Annotated in this window: 14 protein-coding genes and 1 tRNA gene; 6 read left to right on the top strand and 9 right to left on the bottom strand. The window is 69.4% G+C overall.

The genetic code is table 11. The annotated features are described in order from the left end of the window. The first annotated feature begins 130 nt into the window (after window positions 1-130). Together OHO27_RS24735 and OHO27_RS24730 are read left to right on the top strand one after the other, a co-directional pair. A complete protein-coding gene (locus tag OHO27_RS24735) occupies window positions 131-1351 on the top strand; it encodes an acetyl-CoA C-acetyltransferase (RefSeq protein WP_328427178.1) in 1221 nt (406 codons plus the stop codon). A gap of 295 nt (window positions 1352-1646) precedes the next feature. Beyond that, window positions 1647-2429: a hypothetical protein gene (locus tag OHO27_RS24730; RefSeq protein WP_328430530.1), complete on the top strand. Its 783-nt coding sequence runs from the start codon at window positions 1647-1649 to the stop codon at window positions 2427-2429. Between the two features lie 87 nt (window positions 2430-2516). Here the strand turns inward: OHO27_RS24730 and OHO27_RS24725 are convergent, their stop codons facing one another. After that, complete coding sequence (locus OHO27_RS24725; protein ID WP_328427177.1) at window positions 2517-2828, bottom strand: hypothetical protein; 312 nt, start codon at window positions 2826-2828, stop codon at window positions 2517-2519. A gap of 94 nt (window positions 2829-2922) precedes the next feature. Here OHO27_RS24725 and OHO27_RS24720 point away from each other — a divergent pair, with 94 nt between their 5' ends. Further along, on the top strand, window positions 2923-3153 hold the full coding sequence (locus OHO27_RS24720) for a DUF4287 domain-containing protein (RefSeq protein ID WP_030049879.1): 231 nt from the start codon (window positions 2923-2925) through the stop codon (window positions 3151-3153). Window positions 3154-3216: 63 nt separating this feature from the next. Here OHO27_RS24720 and OHO27_RS24715 read toward each other — a convergent pair whose 3' ends face one another. From OHO27_RS24715 to OHO27_RS24705, 3 genes are all read right to left on the bottom strand, one after another. Beyond that, window positions 3217-4110, bottom strand: coding sequence for a Bax inhibitor-1/YccA family protein (locus OHO27_RS24715; RefSeq protein WP_328427176.1), 894 nt, complete (start codon window positions 4108-4110; stop codon window positions 3217-3219). Window positions 4111-4325: 215 nt separating this feature from the next. Continuing rightward, window positions 4326-5501, bottom strand: coding sequence for a 4-hydroxybenzoate 3-monooxygenase (locus OHO27_RS24710; protein ID WP_328427175.1), 1176 nt, complete (start codon window positions 5499-5501; stop codon window positions 4326-4328). Between the two features lie 149 nt (window positions 5502-5650). After that, window positions 5651-5734: transfer RNA gene (locus OHO27_RS24705), tRNA-Leu, on the bottom strand. A 393-nt stretch (window positions 5735-6127) separates the two neighbouring features. On the opposite strand from OHO27_RS24705, the gene OHO27_RS24700 reads away from it, so the two are divergent. Both OHO27_RS24700 and OHO27_RS24695 read left to right on the top strand, forming a co-directional pair. Beyond that, the gene (locus tag OHO27_RS24700) at window positions 6128-6898 is read left to right on the top strand and encodes an ABC transporter ATP-binding protein (RefSeq protein ID WP_328427174.1); all 771 of its coding nucleotides are present in this window, start codon (window positions 6128-6130) and stop codon (window positions 6896-6898) included. Next, window positions 6898-9432 carry an ABC transporter permease gene (locus tag OHO27_RS24695; protein ID WP_328427173.1) on the top strand — a complete coding sequence of 845 codons (2535 nt, stop codon included), beginning with the start codon at window positions 6898-6900 and terminating at the stop codon, window positions 9430-9432. The genes OHO27_RS24700 and OHO27_RS24695 overlap by 1 nt, the downstream gene beginning before the upstream one ends. Before the next feature lie 92 nt (window positions 9433-9524). Here OHO27_RS24695 and OHO27_RS24690 read toward each other — a convergent pair whose 3' ends face one another. Beyond that, a complete protein-coding gene (locus OHO27_RS24690; RefSeq protein WP_328427172.1) occupies window positions 9525-10838 on the bottom strand; it encodes a class I SAM-dependent methyltransferase in 1314 nt (437 codons plus the stop codon). Window positions 10839-11052: 214 nt separating this feature from the next. Further along, on the bottom strand, window positions 11053-12441 hold the full coding sequence (locus OHO27_RS24685) for an NAD(P)/FAD-dependent oxidoreductase (protein WP_328427171.1): 1389 nt from the start codon (window positions 12439-12441) through the stop codon (window positions 11053-11055). A gap of 547 nt (window positions 12442-12988) precedes the next feature. Here OHO27_RS24685 and OHO27_RS24680 point away from each other — a divergent pair. Then, window positions 12989-13207 carry a hypothetical protein gene (locus tag OHO27_RS24680; RefSeq protein ID WP_328427170.1) on the top strand — a complete coding sequence of 73 codons (219 nt, stop codon included), beginning with the start codon at window positions 12989-12991 and terminating at the stop codon, window positions 13205-13207. A gap of 107 nt (window positions 13208-13314) precedes the next feature. Here the strand turns inward: OHO27_RS24680 and OHO27_RS24675 are convergent, their stop codons facing one another. From OHO27_RS24675 to OHO27_RS24665, 3 genes are read right to left on the bottom strand one after another with little or no spacing between them, the layout of a single operon-like run. Further along, on the bottom strand, window positions 13315-14268 hold the full coding sequence (locus OHO27_RS24675) for a Ppx/GppA phosphatase family protein (protein ID WP_328427169.1): 954 nt from the start codon (window positions 14266-14268) through the stop codon (window positions 13315-13317). Continuing rightward, window positions 14265-14822 (bottom strand): DUF501 domain-containing protein, encoded by a 558-nt coding sequence (locus OHO27_RS24670; RefSeq protein ID WP_328427168.1) that lies wholly within the window; start codon window positions 14820-14822, stop codon window positions 14265-14267. Before OHO27_RS24670 ends, OHO27_RS24675 begins: the two co-directional genes overlap by 4 nt. Window positions 14823-14877: 55 nt before the next feature. Continuing rightward, entirely contained in the window at window positions 14878-15354 is a 477-nt protein-coding gene (locus OHO27_RS24665; RefSeq protein ID WP_328427167.1) for an FtsB family cell division protein, read from the bottom strand. Between the last annotated feature and the right edge of the window lie 30 nt (window positions 15355-15384).

The following is a 15384-nucleotide window of genomic DNA, read 5'->3' as shown; positions in this document are numbered from 1 at the left end:
CCGTGACCCAATGGGTACGTACGGGTAACTTCCCTCACAGCCCTGCCCGACCCCCCGGCATGCCCACCCGTCGCCCGACCGCCACCCCTCAACGAGGCGCTGCGCGCCGCACCTTTCAACTGGAGCCGTGATGCCCGAAGCCGTGATCGTCTCGACCGCCCGCTCCCCCATCGGCCGCGCCTTCAAGGGCTCCCTCAAAGACCTGCGCCCCGACGACCTCACCGCCACGATCATCCAGGCGGCGCTGGCCAAGGTCCCCGAGCTGGACCCGCGCGACATCGACGACCTGATGCTCGGCTGCGGCCTGCCCGGCGGCGAGCAGGGCAACAACCTCGGCCGCATCGTGGCCGTACAGATGGGCATGGACCATCTCCCGGGCTGCACCGTCACCCGGTACTGCTCCTCGTCCCTGCAGACCTCCCGCATGGCCCTGCACGCCATCAAGGCGGGCGAGGGCGACGTCTTCATCTCGGCCGGCGTCGAGACGGTCTCCCGCTTCGCCAAGGGCAACTCGGACAGCATCCCGGACACGCACAACCCCCTCTTCGCCGAGGCCGAGGCCCGCACCGTCGAGGTCGCGCAGCAGGAGGGCACGACCTGGCACGACCCGCGTGAGGACGGGCTCATCCCCGACCCGTACATCGCCATGGGCCAGACCGCCGAGAACCTCGCCCGGGCGAAGGGCATCACCCGCCAGGAGCTGGACGAGTTCGGCGTCCGCTCACAGAACCTCGCCGAGGAAGCCATCAAGAACGGCTTCTGGGAGCGCGAGATCACCCCGGTGACCCTCCCCGACGGCACCGTCGTCAGCAAGGACGACGGCCCCCGCGCCGGCGTCACCATGGAGGGCGTGGCAGGCCTCAAGCCGGTCTTCCGCCCCGACGGCCTCGTCACCGCCGGCAACTGCTGCCCCCTCAACGACGGCGCCGCCGCGCTCGTGATCATGTCCGACACCAAGGCCCGCGAGCTCGGCCTCACCCCGCTCGCCCGCATCGTCTCCACCGGTGTGTCCGGCCTGTCCCCCGAGATCATGGGCCTCGGCCCGGTGGAGGCCTCCCAGCAGGCCCTGCGCCGCGCCGGTCTCACCATCGAGGACATCGACCTGGTCGAGATCAACGAGGCGTTCGCCGCCCAGGTGATCCCCTCCTACCGCGACCTGGGCATCGACATCGACAAGCTGAACGTCAACGGAGGCGCCATCGCCGTCGGCCACCCCTTCGGCATGACGGGCGCCCGCATCACCACCACGCTCATCAACTCCCTCCAGCACCACGACAAGCAGTTCGGCCTGGAGACGATGTGCGTCGGCGGCGGCCAGGGCATGGCGATGGTCATCGAGCGCCTGAGCTGAAACCGGCCCATTCGAGGCCCTGGGTAGTCAACTCACGACCCAGTGTGAGCCTTCGGCCCAGAACCCGGGAAACCCCGCGGTTCTGGGCCGTTTTGTGATCCAATCTCCCCCAGGATGTGACCTATCTCCCTCGGCGGAGGGATTTACCCAGGTCAGAGCCGTTCACCGCTAAACATCAGGCCCAAAGTCCTGTCCGTTTGGTGACGTTACGCACTGACAGCTGGATAGTCCGCCCTTCAAGCTGATGTAGGAAGTCGGGGGTCGACTTTGAACCGGGAGTACGTCAGTGAGCGCCATGCCGATCGCCTTGCTGCTCACCACGGCCGCCACCGGCGCCGTGGGCGTCGCCGTCCTGCGCACCCTCATGGTGCTGCGCCGGCAGGTCGCGGCCCTGCACACCGAGCTGGCGCGGACCAACGCGGCCCCGGGCCGCGGTCTCGTCCCGCAGGCCCGCCTCTCCTCGGACGCCGATGAGATACGCGCCGCGGTGGCCGAGGCGCTCGCCGAGGAGCGCGAGCGGGAGCTGGCCGAGGCGCGGGCCTTCTGGGCCGCCCAGGAGTCCCGTGACGCCGGCGACGCACCCACCCTGCTGGGCCTGTCCGACAGTGAGCTGTTCCTGCCCCGCCAGGCCGATTTCGCGGGTCTGGAGCACCTGGAGCCGGTGACCGAGTCGACCGCGGACGCCGACGAGTTCGCCGGGGAGTCCCCCGAACTGGCCGCGGCCCGCCGCCGGCACCCCTCCCACCCGGACTTCGTCCCGGTCTCCTCACCGGCCGTGAACGATCACGAGCGCACCGTGGCCACCCTTGAGGACCTCGCCGCCTCCGCCACCGAACTGACCGACGTCCGCCCGGGCCCGCTGGGCACCCTCGACGTCTACGTCTTCGCGGACGGCACGACCCTGTGCATGACCCCGGGCCACCGCGAGACGGCGGAGCGCCTCGCGACAGCCCTGCGCGCGGGCGAGACGCCGGTACTGCTGGGCGGTTCGGGAGTCTCGGGCGCGTACACGCTGACGTTCGCGTGCGGCGAGGAGAACGTCTACATCCTGGCCGACCGGGTCATAGCGTCGCTCTAGCCTCTGAGGCGCCGGGGACGGCAACGCCCTCAGGGGCGCGGGGAACTGCGCGACCAGCCCCCACGCACCCGCGGCCGCGAACGACGCTCAGACCCCCGCCTTCTTCTGCGCCTCCTCCACCAGCCGCACCGCGTCCTCGACCTCACCCTCGTTCGTGAGTACGACTGCCAAGTCGTGAACAGCGACGGTGATTTGGTCGGCAGCGGCGAACATCCCGGCGTCGGGCATGACCCGGGGCTCCACCCCGGGCGCCTCCAGAGCCTGAGCCCAACGTGCCAACTCCCTGGCCAGCGCCAGCGCCTCCGCGGCCGCGCTTCTCTGCAACCGGCTCTGCGGCGCCGCCCGCAACCGGTCGGCGAAGTGATCTACGGCTCGGGTCAGACGCGTCGTATCAACCACGCCGTGAGCGTACGCGACTGTTGCCAACGGGCGAACGCTCAGGCACGGTGACCTGAAGGACCGGCTTACATCCCCTTTGCGTCCGGAGGCGCCGATGTCCCACGTCCTCTCCGAGGAGACCCACCGCAACATGCTCGCCCGCATCCCCCACTGCACCGGTCGTGAAGTCTCCGACTGGCTCCGCACGGTAGAAGAAGGCCCGGCCCTCGTCCGCTTCGAGGAGAAGGTCAGCTGGCTTCGCCACGAATACGACCTCGCGTACGGCCACGCGAAGGCGATCGTCCACGAGTACGACCTGAGGAGGGCGGCGCGCAAATTCCTCTAGGCGCGCACACGACGAAGGGCCCCGGATCGAACCCGGGGCCCTTTGCTGCACAGCCGTCGCAGACTAGTCGCTGCTGTTGAGGATCGAGATGAGCCTCAGGAACTCCATGTAGATCCACACCAGCGTCAGCGTGAGACCGAAGGCGGCGAGCCAGGCCTCCTCGCGCGGCGCGCCGTAGGCGAGGCCGTCCTCGACCTGCTTGAAGTCCAGGGCGAGGAAGCAGGCGCCGAGCAGAATGCCGACGATGCCGAACACGATGCCGAGCGGGCCGCTGCGGAAGCCGAGGCCGTCACCGCCGCCGAAGACGGCGAACAGCAGGTTGACCGCCATCAGCAGGATGAAGCCGAGCGCTGCCGCCATCACGAAGCCGACGAAGCGGCGGTTGACGCGGATCCAGCCCGCCTTGTACGCCACCAGCACGGCGGCGAACACCGCCATCGTGCCGATCACCGCCTGCATGGCCGCACCGCTCGCGATGCGGTTGTCGACGACGCTGGAGACGACGCCGAGGAACACGCCCTCGAGCGCGGCGTACGACAGGATCAGCGCCGGCGAGGCCTTGCGCTTGAAGGACTGGACGAGCGCCAGAACCATGCCGACGAGGCCGGCCACGATGGCGATGCCGTAGGACCGGCTGATGTTCGCGTCGTCGACGGGCAGCAGCGCCCAGGCGAGCGCGGCCGTGACGATCAGGGTGCCGAGCGTGGTGCCCGTGCGCAGGATGACGTCGTCGATCGTCATCCGGCCGGTGGTGGCCGGGGCCTGCGGCGGTGCGCCCTGCTGAAGATCCGTCTGGGCGTAAGGGTTCTGCGCATACGGGTTGCCGGCCGGCTGGGCATACGGGCTGCCCTGCGTGCCGACAGCGGCGCCCCCGGCCTGCGGCGCGGTGTTGAAGCCCGCGTAGCCGTTGTCGCGGCTGAACCCCCGTCGCGAGAAGACCGGGTTGCTGCTCCTCATTTCACTCCTCCATGGCCACCGTGCGTGGGCCTTGGCTCAAGAGTAATAGGTTGGCAAAGGATCGACCCTAATACCTGCGGAGGATCTTTCCCTCTTCGTGCTGCGCAACACGGTACGCGGCTGGGTGATTCCCGGCCATGGACGGGATCATTCATGACCAACCTGGGACGTGGCCGGAACCCGTCGGAGATCACTCCCCCGGCCCGCACCCGCGCTCACCCGAACGGAAGGCCCGTGTACCCCTCGGCCAGGTCCGTCTCGGCGGCCCGCGACGAGGCGAGCCGCTCCAGTCGCGCCAGCTGGAGCCGGTCCTCGAACGGCGTTGCGTCGGGGGCCCGGTGCAGCAGGGTCGTCATGTCGTACGAGAACCGCTCGGCCTGCCAGACACGGCGCAGACAGGTCTCGGAGTAGGCGTCGAGCAGCTCCGCCGACCCCGTCTCCCTCTGATACGTCAGTGCCCGCGCGAAGGTGACGACGTCACCGACGGCCAGATTCAGCCCCTTCGCACCCGTGGGCGGCACGATGTGCGCCGCGTCACCGGCCAGGAACAAGCGGCCGTACCGCATGGGTTCGTGGACGTAGGAGCGCATGGGGGTGACGGACTTCTGGGTGATCGGGCCGCGCCGGAGCCGCCAGTCGTCGTCCGTCTCGAAGCGGCGTTCCAGCTCCGCCCAGATCTCGTCGTCGCCCCATTGCTCGGCGTCGGTGCCGTCCGGCACCTGGAGGTAGAGGCGGGAGACGGCCGGGGAGCGCATGGAGAGCAGGGCGAAGCCGCGGTCGTGGCGGGCGTAGACCAGCTCGTCGTGGGAGGGCGGTACGTCGGCGAGGATGCCGAGCCACCCGAAGGGGTACGTCCGCTCGAACACCCGGGTCAGCTCCGCGGGGATCGCCTTGCGGGACACGCCCCAGAAGCCGTCGCAGCCGACGAGGTAGTCGCACTCCAGGACGTCCTCGCGCCCCTGGTGCCGGAAGCGCACGCGCGGGCTGTCGGTGTCCGCGCCCTCCACCGCGAGCGCCTCCGCCTCGAACAGCAGCGGGCCGCCCTCCTTCAACTGGAGGGCGATCAGGTCCTTGCAGACCTCGGTCTGGGCGTAGACCATCACCGACCGGCCACCGGTGAGTGCGGGGAAGTCGACGCGGTGGCGCTTCCCGGCGAACCGCAGCTCGATGCCGTCGTGCCCGAGACCCTCGCGGTCCATCCGCTCCCCAGCGCCGGCCGCGCGCAGCACGTCCACCGTGCCCTGCTCCAGGATTCCGGCGCGCTGGCGGTGTTCGACGTAGGCGCGGTCGCGGCTCTCCAGGACGACCGAGTCGATGCCGGCGTTGTGGAGCAGACGGGCGAGGAGGAGGCCGGCCGGGCCCGCTCCGATGATGCCGACGGTGGTGCGCATCGGTCGCCTTCCCTTCGCTGTTCGCTAGGTGAAGTTTCATTCACCATTTCCTGACGCGAGTCTCCGACCGCACACGCCCGCTGTCAACGGTTCGGTGAAGTCTTGAAGGGAGCTTGCAGGAAGCCCACAGGGAAGGAGAACGTCGGAGGTGCCCAGAGCCGGACTTGAACCGGCACGCCCGCGAAGGGGCAGCGAGGTTTAAGCTCGCCGTGTCTGCATTCCACCATCTGGGCAGGCCATGGGCTCCGCATCGAGGTTCCGAGCCTATCGGGATACATCCCCCGAACAGCGGACGGTCGGACCGATGTTGTCTTATTTTATTGACGTCTGAGGGTGCATCAGCCCACGGAACACGCCATCCGCACTTGCCAATAGCCTTACGTGCGGCGGTTGACGGCGCATACGGAATGACGGAATTTCACCGTCCGAACGAGGACGCTCCACCTGTTCTTGACGCGAGCGGCCGTCAGGGGTCCTCGTCATCCTCAGGTATGACGCGGCGGGGTCCGGTCCATCCGCAGTCTGCCTTCGGAACCGGAACAGCGACTGACTACACGGCGCACTTCGGCCGGGACGATGGACTACGTCCCCTCGTACACACCGTCGTCCCTCAGGAGTGCCTTCTCGTGACCACCGCATCCATCGCCGGCCGGGCCACCTCCGTGGCCGCGCGTGCCACGGATCTGTCGAAGATCTACGGACAGGGCGAGACCCAGGTGGTCGCCCTGGACCGGGTCTCCGTCGAATTCCGGCAGGCCGAGTTCACCGCGATCATGGGCCCGTCCGGCTCCGGCAAGTCCACGCTGATGCACTGCGTGGCCGGCCTGGACACCTTCTCCTCCGGTTCGGTGCGCATCGGCGACACCGAGCTCGGGTCCCTGAAGGACAAGCAGCTGACCAAGCTGCGCCGGGACAAGATCGGCTTCATCTTCCAGGCGTTCAACCTGCTGCCGACGCTGACGGCGCTGGAGAACATCACCCTCCCGATGGACATCGCGGGCCGCAAGGCCGACAAGCAGTGGGTGGATTCGGTCATCCGGATGGTGGGCCTCGCCGACCGCCTCAGCCACCGTCCCGCCCAGCTCTCCGGCGGCCAGCAGCAGCGCGTCGCCGTCGCCCGCGCCCTGGCCTCCAAGCCCGAGATCATCTTCGGTGACGAGCCGACCGGAAACCTCGACTCGCGCTCGGGCGCCGAGGTGCTGGGCTTCCTGCGCAACTCCGTACGGGAGTTGGGGCAGACCGTCGTGATGGTCACGCACGACCCGGTGGCCGCCGCGTACGCGGACCGAGTGGTCTTCCTCGCCGACGGCCGGATCGTCGACGAGATGTACCGGCCGACCGCGGACAACGTCCTCGACTTCATGAAGCAGTTCGACGCGAAGGGCCGCACCAGCTGATGTTCCGCACCGCCCTGCGCAACGTACTGGCGCACAAGGCCCGGCTCCTGATGACCGTGCTCGCCGTGATGCTCGGCGTGGCGTTCGTCTCCGGCACCCTGGTCTTCGCCGACACCCTCTCCAACGCCTTCCGCAACCAGTCGGCGAAGAGCTACGACGACGTCGCCGTCTCCATCACCTCGTACGCCAACCCCGACGACGCCAAGGAAGAGCCCGGCCTCTCCCGGAAGACCCTCGACAAGATCGCCGCGGTGGACGGCGTCGACGCCGCCTACGGCCGCGTCGAGGGCTTCGCCGGGGTCGCCGACCCCGACGGGAAGCTGATCGGCGTCGGCTGGTCCAACAAGGGCTCCAACTTCGACCCCGGCAAGGACGGCAAGAACCCCGCCTACACGTTCACCGACGGCTCCGGCCCGGTGAAGGACGATCAGATCGCCCTGGACAAGGAGTCCGCGGCCAAGGGCGAGTACCAGGTCGGCGACCGGGTCCGGGTCGCCACGAACGGGCCGGTGAAGGAGTACACCCTCAGCGGCGTGTTCACCACCGAGGACGGCGCCGTGAACGCCGGCGGCAGCCTCGTCCTCTTCGACACCGCGGTCGCCCAGAAGCAGTACCTCAAGCCGGGCTACTTCGAGAGCGTCACCGTCAGCGGCGCCCCCGGCGGGGACGACAAGAAGATCCTGGACGCCGTCAAGCCGCTGCTGCCGGACAGCGCCGAGGCCCAGACCGGCCAGGCGCTCGCGGGCGAGCAGGCCGAGCAGATCGAACAGGGCCTCGGCTCGCTCAAGCAGGTCCTGCTCGGCTTCGCGGGCATCGCGCTCTTCGTCGGGATCTTCCTGATCTCCAACACCTTCACGATGCTGGTCGCCCAGCGCACGAAGGAGATCGCCCTGATGCGCGCCGTCGGTGCGTCGCGCAAGCAGATCACCCGCTCGGTGCTCGCCGAGGCCGCGGTGGTGGGTCTGGTCGCCTCGGTGATCGGCTTCGTCCTCGGCATCGGGCTCGCGGTCGGCCTGCGGTCCGGGATGGCCGCGTTCGAGATGAAGATTCCGGACGGCCCGCTCGTCCTGTCCGCCACGCCGGTGATCGCCGCGATCAGCGTCGGTGTGCTGATCACCATGTTCGCCGCCTGGCTGCCCGGCCGCCGGGCCGCGAAGATCCCGCCGGTGGCGGCCATGAACAGCGTCCACGCGGCGGCCACCACCAAGTCGCTGGTGCTGCGCAACTCCATCGGTACGGCCATCACCGGTCTCGGCGCGGCCGGGATCGTGCTGGGTGCCTCGACCGGCGGCGACGACGGCCGGATGTACATCGGGGCGGGCGCGTTCTTCGCGCTGATCGGCGTGATCATCCTGATCCCGCTGCTGTCCCGGCCCGTGATCGCGCTCGTCCGTCCGCTGCTCGTCGGCCCCTTCGGCGTGGCCGGCAAGCTGGCCGGCCAGAACGCGGTCCGCAATCCGCGCCGTACCGGAGCCACCGCCTCGGCGCTGGCGATCGGCCTGACGCTGGTGACCGGTCTGTCGGTGCTCGGTATCACGGTCGGCACGGCCATCGACAAGATGACCACGGACAACATCAAGGCCGACTACATGGTCTCGATGGCGAACGGCGGGGACCTCGACCAGTCCGCGCTGACGGCGCTGGAGAAGGCCAAGGGCGTCTCGGCGGTCTCGCCGCAGCAGAGCGTCTACTTCCAGGCCGGTGACGAGGACTACGTGTCCGCCTCGGCGGTCACGCCGGGCGACATCGAGCAGGTCCTGAACGTCGACGTCGTCAGCGGCACCATCGACTCGCTCGCCGACGGCCGCATCGCGGTCGCCGAGAAGACGGCCAAGAGCAAGGGCTGGAAGCCCGGCGACAGCGTCCCCGTCACGTTCAACGACGAGAAGAAGGGCACGCTCAAGGTCGGAGCCGTCTTCAAGGACAGCGAGTTCCTCTCGCCCGTCCTCGTCGACACGAAGGTCGTGAACCCGCACGAGGTGCAGCCGTACATCCAGCAGATCTTCGTGAAGGTGGACGGCGGCCAGTCCGCGGCGAACGAGAAGGCCCTGATCAACGCGCTGGGCGACAACCCCGCGATCAAGGTCATGGACCGGCAGGACATCCGCGACGAGTTCGGCGGCGTCATCAACACCCTGCTGAACATCATGTACGGCCTGCTCGCGATGGCCCTGATCATCGCGGTGCTGGGCGTCGTCAACACCCTCGCGATGTCGGTGTTCGAACGGCAGCAGGAGATCGGCATGCTGCGGGCGATCGGTCTCGACCGGCGCCGGGTGAAGCGGATGGTCCGGCTGGAGGCCGTGGTCATCTCGGTGTTCGGCGCGGTGGTCGGCATCGGTCTCGGCTCGTTCCTCGGCTGGGCGATCGGCGAGACCATCGCCGAGCAGATCCCGGGCTACCGGCTGGTCCTGCCCTGGGACCGGATCGGGATCTTCCTGGTGCTGGCCGGTCTGGTGGGCGTCCTGGCCGCGCTGTGGCCGGCCCGCAACGCCGCACGGCTGAACATGCTGAACGCCATCAAGACCGAGTGACCCCACTCCGGCACACCGAAGGGCCGGGTTTCCCCACCACGGGGGAGCCCGGCCCTTCGGCTTGCGTCCTCCTGCGTCCCCTCACGTCCGGATCAACGGCGCTCGGGCTCACTCCACTTGCGGGCCCGCAACGGCATCCCGGAGTCACCGGAGTCGGGTGTCCTGACGGCCAGCACCTGGTTGACGCCGATGCGGTTGCCCTCGAAGGCGAGCACGCAGGCGGCCATGTACAGCCGCCAGACGCGGGCGCGTCCGATGCTGGTGAGCTTCACGGCCCGCGGCCAGTCGGCTTCCAGGTTGGCGACCCAGCGGCGCAGGGTCAGGGCGTAGTGCTCCCGGATCGACTCGACGTCACGCACCTCGAAACCGGCGCGTTCGAGCTGGGTGACGGTGACGCCGATGGGCTGGAGCTCACCGTCGGGAAAGACATAGGAGTCGATGAACTCGTCGACCACGTACGAGGATTCGTCCCGCTGCGGACGGCGCCCGATCTGGTGGTTGAGCAGCCGCCCACCGGGCTTGAGCAGCCGGTGCAGTACGTCGGCGTACTCCAGGTACCGCTCGGCGCCGACGTGTTCGGCCATGCCGATGGAGGAGACGGCGTCGTACGGCCCGTCGTCGACGTCCCGGTAGTCCTGTACGCGGATCTCGACCTTGTCGGTGAGCCCCTCGTCGGCGATGCGCTTGCGGGCGTAGGCCGCCTGCTCCTGGGAGAGGGTGATGCCGACGACGCTCACGCCGTACTCGCGGGCCGCGTGCATGGCCATGGAGCCCCAGCCGCAGCCGACGTCGAGCAGCCGCAGTCCGGGCCTCAGGCCGAGCTTGCGGCAGACGAGGTCGAGCTTGTCGTGCTGGGCGGCCTCGAGGGTGCCGTGCGGGGGCGGGGCCGGCCAGTAGGCGCAGGAGTACACCATGGACGGGCCGAGGACGATCTCGTAGAAGTCGTTGCCGACGTCGTAGTGGTGGCTGATCGCGCGTCTGTCGGTGCGCTTGGTGTGCAGATGGGCACGGGCCCGGCGCACCTCCTCGGGAGGCGGCGCGGGCGGCAGCGGAAGTCCGCCGAGCTTGACGAGGCCGCGGACGGCGGCACGTACGTCGGGATCCCGGAGCGCCTGAGCCAGGCTGCGGGCATCCTCCCCGCGCTCCCACACGAGCCCCGCCAGCAGATCGAGGGCGGCGTACAGGTCTCCCTCGATCTCGAGGTCCCCGGCCACCCAGGCCCGGGCCAGCCCCAGCTCACCGGGCTTGAACAACAGCCGTCGTACGGCGCGGCGATTGCGTACGACGAGGGTCGGCGCGCCCGGCGGACCCGTCTGCGAACCGTCCCAGGCGCGAATGCGCACCGGGAGCGGAACCCCCAGCAACTGTTCGAGCAGGCCCTTCAGCCGCACCGCGGCGTCTGGCATGGCGCACACCTCCGTGATGGGATCCCGGAATGTCCAACACCACGTAAACACCTGCAAGCCCCGCGCGCAGTCCCCCACGCGCGTTACAGCTGGGCAAACCCTGGGAAGGCGTACGCGACCGGCGCCCGCGGAGGTCTCCCGGACAGCCCGAAGGGGGCCGCCCGCACCACGGATGGCGGGTGGCCCCCTTCGGGGTCGTTCAAGTGACCTGGGGTCAGGAGGCCTTGGCCTTCTCGCCCTTCTCGGCGTTGCTCACGGGGGCGACCGGGGCCGGCTTCGCGGCCTCGTAGAACTCCTCGCGCGGGGACTCCAGTGCGCCCAGCGCCACGACCTCGCGCTTGAGGAACATGCCGAGCGTCCAGTCGGCGAAGACGCGGATCTTGCGGTTGAAGGTCGGCATCGCCATGCCGTGGTAGCCACGGTGCATGTACCAGGCGAGACGGCCCTTGAGCTTGATCTTCACCTTGCCCATGACGATCATCGCCACGCCCTTGTGGAGGCCGAGGCCCGCCACCGCGCCCTTGTTGGCGTGCGAGTAGTCCTTCTGCGGGAAGCCCCGCAAACCGGAGATCACGTTGTCGCCGAGGACCTTGGCCTGGCGCAGCGCGTGCTGGGCGTTCGGCGGGCACCAGGCGTTGGGGTTGCCGGCCTTGCGGCCGACGAGGTCCGGGACCTGGGCGTTGTCGCCGGCGGCCCAGATGTAGTCGGTGCCCGCGACCTGGAGGGTCGGCTCGCAGTCGACGTGACCGCGGGGGCCGAGCGGCAGACCGAAGCGGGTGAGGGCCGGGTTCGGCTTGACGCCGGCCGTCCAGACGATCGTGTTGGAGTCGACCTCGAGGCCGTTCTTCAGCACGACGTGGCCGTCGACGCAGGAATCCATGGAGGTCGAGAGGTAGACCTCGACGCCACGGGCCTCCAGGTGCTCCTTGCCGTACTGGCCGAGCTTGGGGCCGACCTCGGGAAGGATCTTGTCGGCGGCGTCGACGAGGACGAAGCGCATGTCCTCACGGGTGACGCTGGTGTAGTACTTGGCCGCGTCGCGGGCCATGTCCTCGACCTCACCGATGGTCTCCGCACCGGCGAAGCCGCCGCCGATGAAGACGAAGGTGAGCGCCTTGCGGCGGATCTCCTCGTCGGTCGTGGAGTCGGCCTTGTCGAGCTGCTCGAGGACGTGGTTGCGCAGGCCGATGGCCTCCTCGATGCCCTTCATGCCGATGCCCTGCTCGGCGAGGCCGGGGATCGGGAAGGTGCGGGAGACCGCGCCCATCGCGATGACCAGGTAGTCGAACGGCAGCTCGTACGCCTCGCCCACCAGCGGGGCGATCGTGGCGACCTTGCGGTCCTGGTCGATGGTGGTGACCCGGCCGGTGAGGACCTCCGCCTTGGGCAGCACGCGTCGCAGCGGGACGACGACGTGGCGCGGGGAGATGCTGCCGGCGGCGGTTTCGGGGAGGAAGGGCTGGTAGGTCATGTACGACCGGGGGTCGACGACCGTGACGGTCGCCTCTCCGTAGCGCATCTTCTTGAGAATGCGCCGAGCTGCGTACAGGCCTACGTACCCACCGCCTACTACGAGGATCCTGGGACGCTCCGTGGTGCTCATGCCATCGAGTATCCACCTGCCCCAGGGGGGTCGCTCGTGCGCCCCTTCACAAGCTCTTGCAGCCCCTGTGCTACACTCCCCGGCTCGCGTGACACAGGTCATGGTCACGATCGGGAACCGGGAAGCGATACGCCCCGTTGTCAATGCCGCGTGAGCTGCCTCTCTGTCCCTCCCGGGCCCCTGTGAGCGGGTCGGAACACCCTCGGGCGGGAAGCTCCCAGAGCCTCTTTACACCGGCCATCTGAACATGTTCAAGGGGTTGTTCACCCCTCGGAAGGGTCAACCGACACCGATCCGTGGTCCGACAGGGCCGAATTCCTTGTGAAGAACTTCACGAACTTTCTCGGGCGGGCGCCCGTGGCGGGTCGACGCGGGCTCCGAAAGCCCCCTCGGGGGCGCTCATACGCTAGCCGACCTGCTCAACCGAAGCTACCCGCCAGTAGCAAATCGAGACCCGATCCACCCCGTGACGGCAAATCTGAGGGGCCGTCACCCGGTCGGCCACACTCCGCGCGAAATTGATCAGAAGGCCACATAACGTGCAGCCATGATCACCTCACAGAAGGCGCCCCTGCGGGCTGCCAAGCGAATAGTCTCGGTCGGCGCTGCCCTCGGCATCGCCCTTGCGCTGGGGACGGCTGCCGCATCCACTGCGGCAGCGACGCCCACCGCCATGAACGCCACTGCCGTACAGTCCAGTCCGGCCCACGGCGGCCATGGCGACGACGGAGGGTGCAGCGGCCTCCTCGTCCTCCTCTGCAACTGACGGACAGCCCGCACGGGCTTTGACGCAACGGCCCCGGTACCTCGTGGAGAGGTACCGGGGCCGTTGCGCATCCGCGGGCGCACCGCGGCTCAGTGGCTGCGCCCGCCCTACCGGGCCGCCTCCGCCACCTTGAAGGCGATGCCGTCGAGGATGTCGTGCTCGCTGACGACGACCTCGTCGGCACCGATCCGTTCCATGATCGCCAGCAGCACCAGCGCGCCCGCCGCGATGACGTCAACGCGCCCCGGGTGCATGGACGGTACGGCCGCGCGCTCGGCGTGGGTGGAGCGCAGGAGCCAGTCGGTGATCTCGCGGACGCGGTCGTGGCCGATCCGGGAGTGGTGGATGCGGGCCGAGTCGTACTCGGGCAGGTCCTGCGCGATCGCCGATACCGTGGTGACCGAACCGGCAAGCCCCACCAGCGTCCTGGCCTCGCGCAGCGGCACCGTCTCCTCGGCGAGGTCGAGGGCCGCCTCGATGTCGGCCCGCATCGCCGCGATCTGCTCCTCGGAGGGCGGATCGGAGACGACGCCGTCGCGGACCAGATGGCGCTCGGTCATCCGCACGCAGCCGACGTCCACGGAGCGTGCCGCGCGGACGTGCTCCTCGCCGACGACGAACTCGGTCGACCCGCCGCCGATGTCCACGACGAGGTAGGGCCGGTGCAGGTCCTCGCGCCCCACGAGCTCCTTCGTGGCGCCCGTGAAGGAGAACTCGGCCTCCTGGTCCCCGGTGACGACCTCGGGCTCGACGCCCAGGATGTCCATGACCCCGCGGACGAACTCGTCCCTGTTCTCGGCGTCCCGGGAGGCGGACGTGGCGACGAACCGCAGCCGCTCGGCGCCGTGCTCCTTGATGATCGCCGCGTAGTCACGGCAGGCGGCGAAGGTCCGCTCCAGCGCCTCGGGCGCGAGCCGCCCCGTGCGGTCGACGCCCTGGCCGAGCCGCACGATGGTCATACGGCGGTCCAGGTCGACGAGTTCCCCGGTGTGTGGGTCGACGTCTGCCACGAGGAGCCGGATGGAGTTCGTACCGCAGTCGATGGCGGCGACGCGGGTCACCGGCCGCCCTCCTCGGACTTCCCGGGCGCCTCGGACTGCTCCGGGAGCGCCACGCACGCGCCCTTGCTCCACCACTGCGGCAGCATCGCGATCGCCTCGTCCCCCAGCGGGTTCACGCCCGGCCCCGCGGCCAGCGAGTGCGCGACCAGCACATGCAGACACTTCACCCGGTCCGGCATGCCGCCCGCGCTCGGAAAGCCCGTCAGCTCCTCGATCTCGTCGCGCCGCCGGATGTAGTCCTCATGCGCCGAGCGATACGCGGCGGCCAGCTCCGGGTCGGACTCCAGCCGCGCCGTCATCTCCTTCATCACGCCGTTCGCCTCCAGCGTGCCGATCGCCGACGACGCCTTCGGGCACGTCAGGTAGTACAGCGTCGGGAAGGGCGTGCCGTCGGGCAGCCGCGGGGCCGTCTCGACGACGTCCGGCTGCCCGCACGGGCACCGGTGCGCGATCGCGCGCAGCCCGCGCGGGGGACGCCCGAGCTGCTGCTTGAAGGCCTCGACGTCCGCGTCGGTGGGCTCGGTGCGCGGGGTGGGCGGCGGGGCGGTTTCCATGCCTGTCTTTCTGTCGTTCTCGTCGGCGGTCTGTCGACCGGCCCGGACGATCGGTTCACTGGCGGGACGCGTCGGCCTTGTCGACCCCGTCCCAGATGTTCGCGTACCAGGGGCGGTCGGCCGCACCCAGCTCGGCGCGCGACTGCTTGGCCGCGTCCGGGTCGATCACGACGTAGCCGGTCTCCCCCGGCATCACATAGTGCAGCCGCAGCCGGATCTGCTGCTCGGCGTAGGCGTCGTCCTGCCAGCGTGCCTTGACGTCGCGCAGTTCCTCGACCCGCTGGGCGGCCTCTTCCTTCTCCCGCTGCATGTCGGCGATCTCGGCACGCTGGGAGACGTACTGCCTTATCGGGTAGGCGAGCGCCACGACCATGGAGCAGACGACCAGCGCGAGCAGCGCGGCGCGTCCGGTGAGCCTGGAGCGCCGGGCCTGCCGCTTGGTCTGGGAACGGTAGACACGGGCCGCCGTCTGCTCGCCGAGCAACCGGATCCTGGTCGCGGTGGAGAACCGGTCCCGATCCTTGACGGCCATGTCCCGCCTCCCGTTTCACATGCGTACGTC

The organism is Streptomyces sp. NBC_00443 (assembly GCF_036014175.1).
GTDB lineage: Bacteria > Actinomycetota > Actinomycetes > Streptomycetales > Streptomycetaceae > Streptomyces.
The sequence above is the reverse complement of the archived record's forward strand: the minus strand, read 5'-3'. Positions and strand labels throughout refer to the sequence as shown.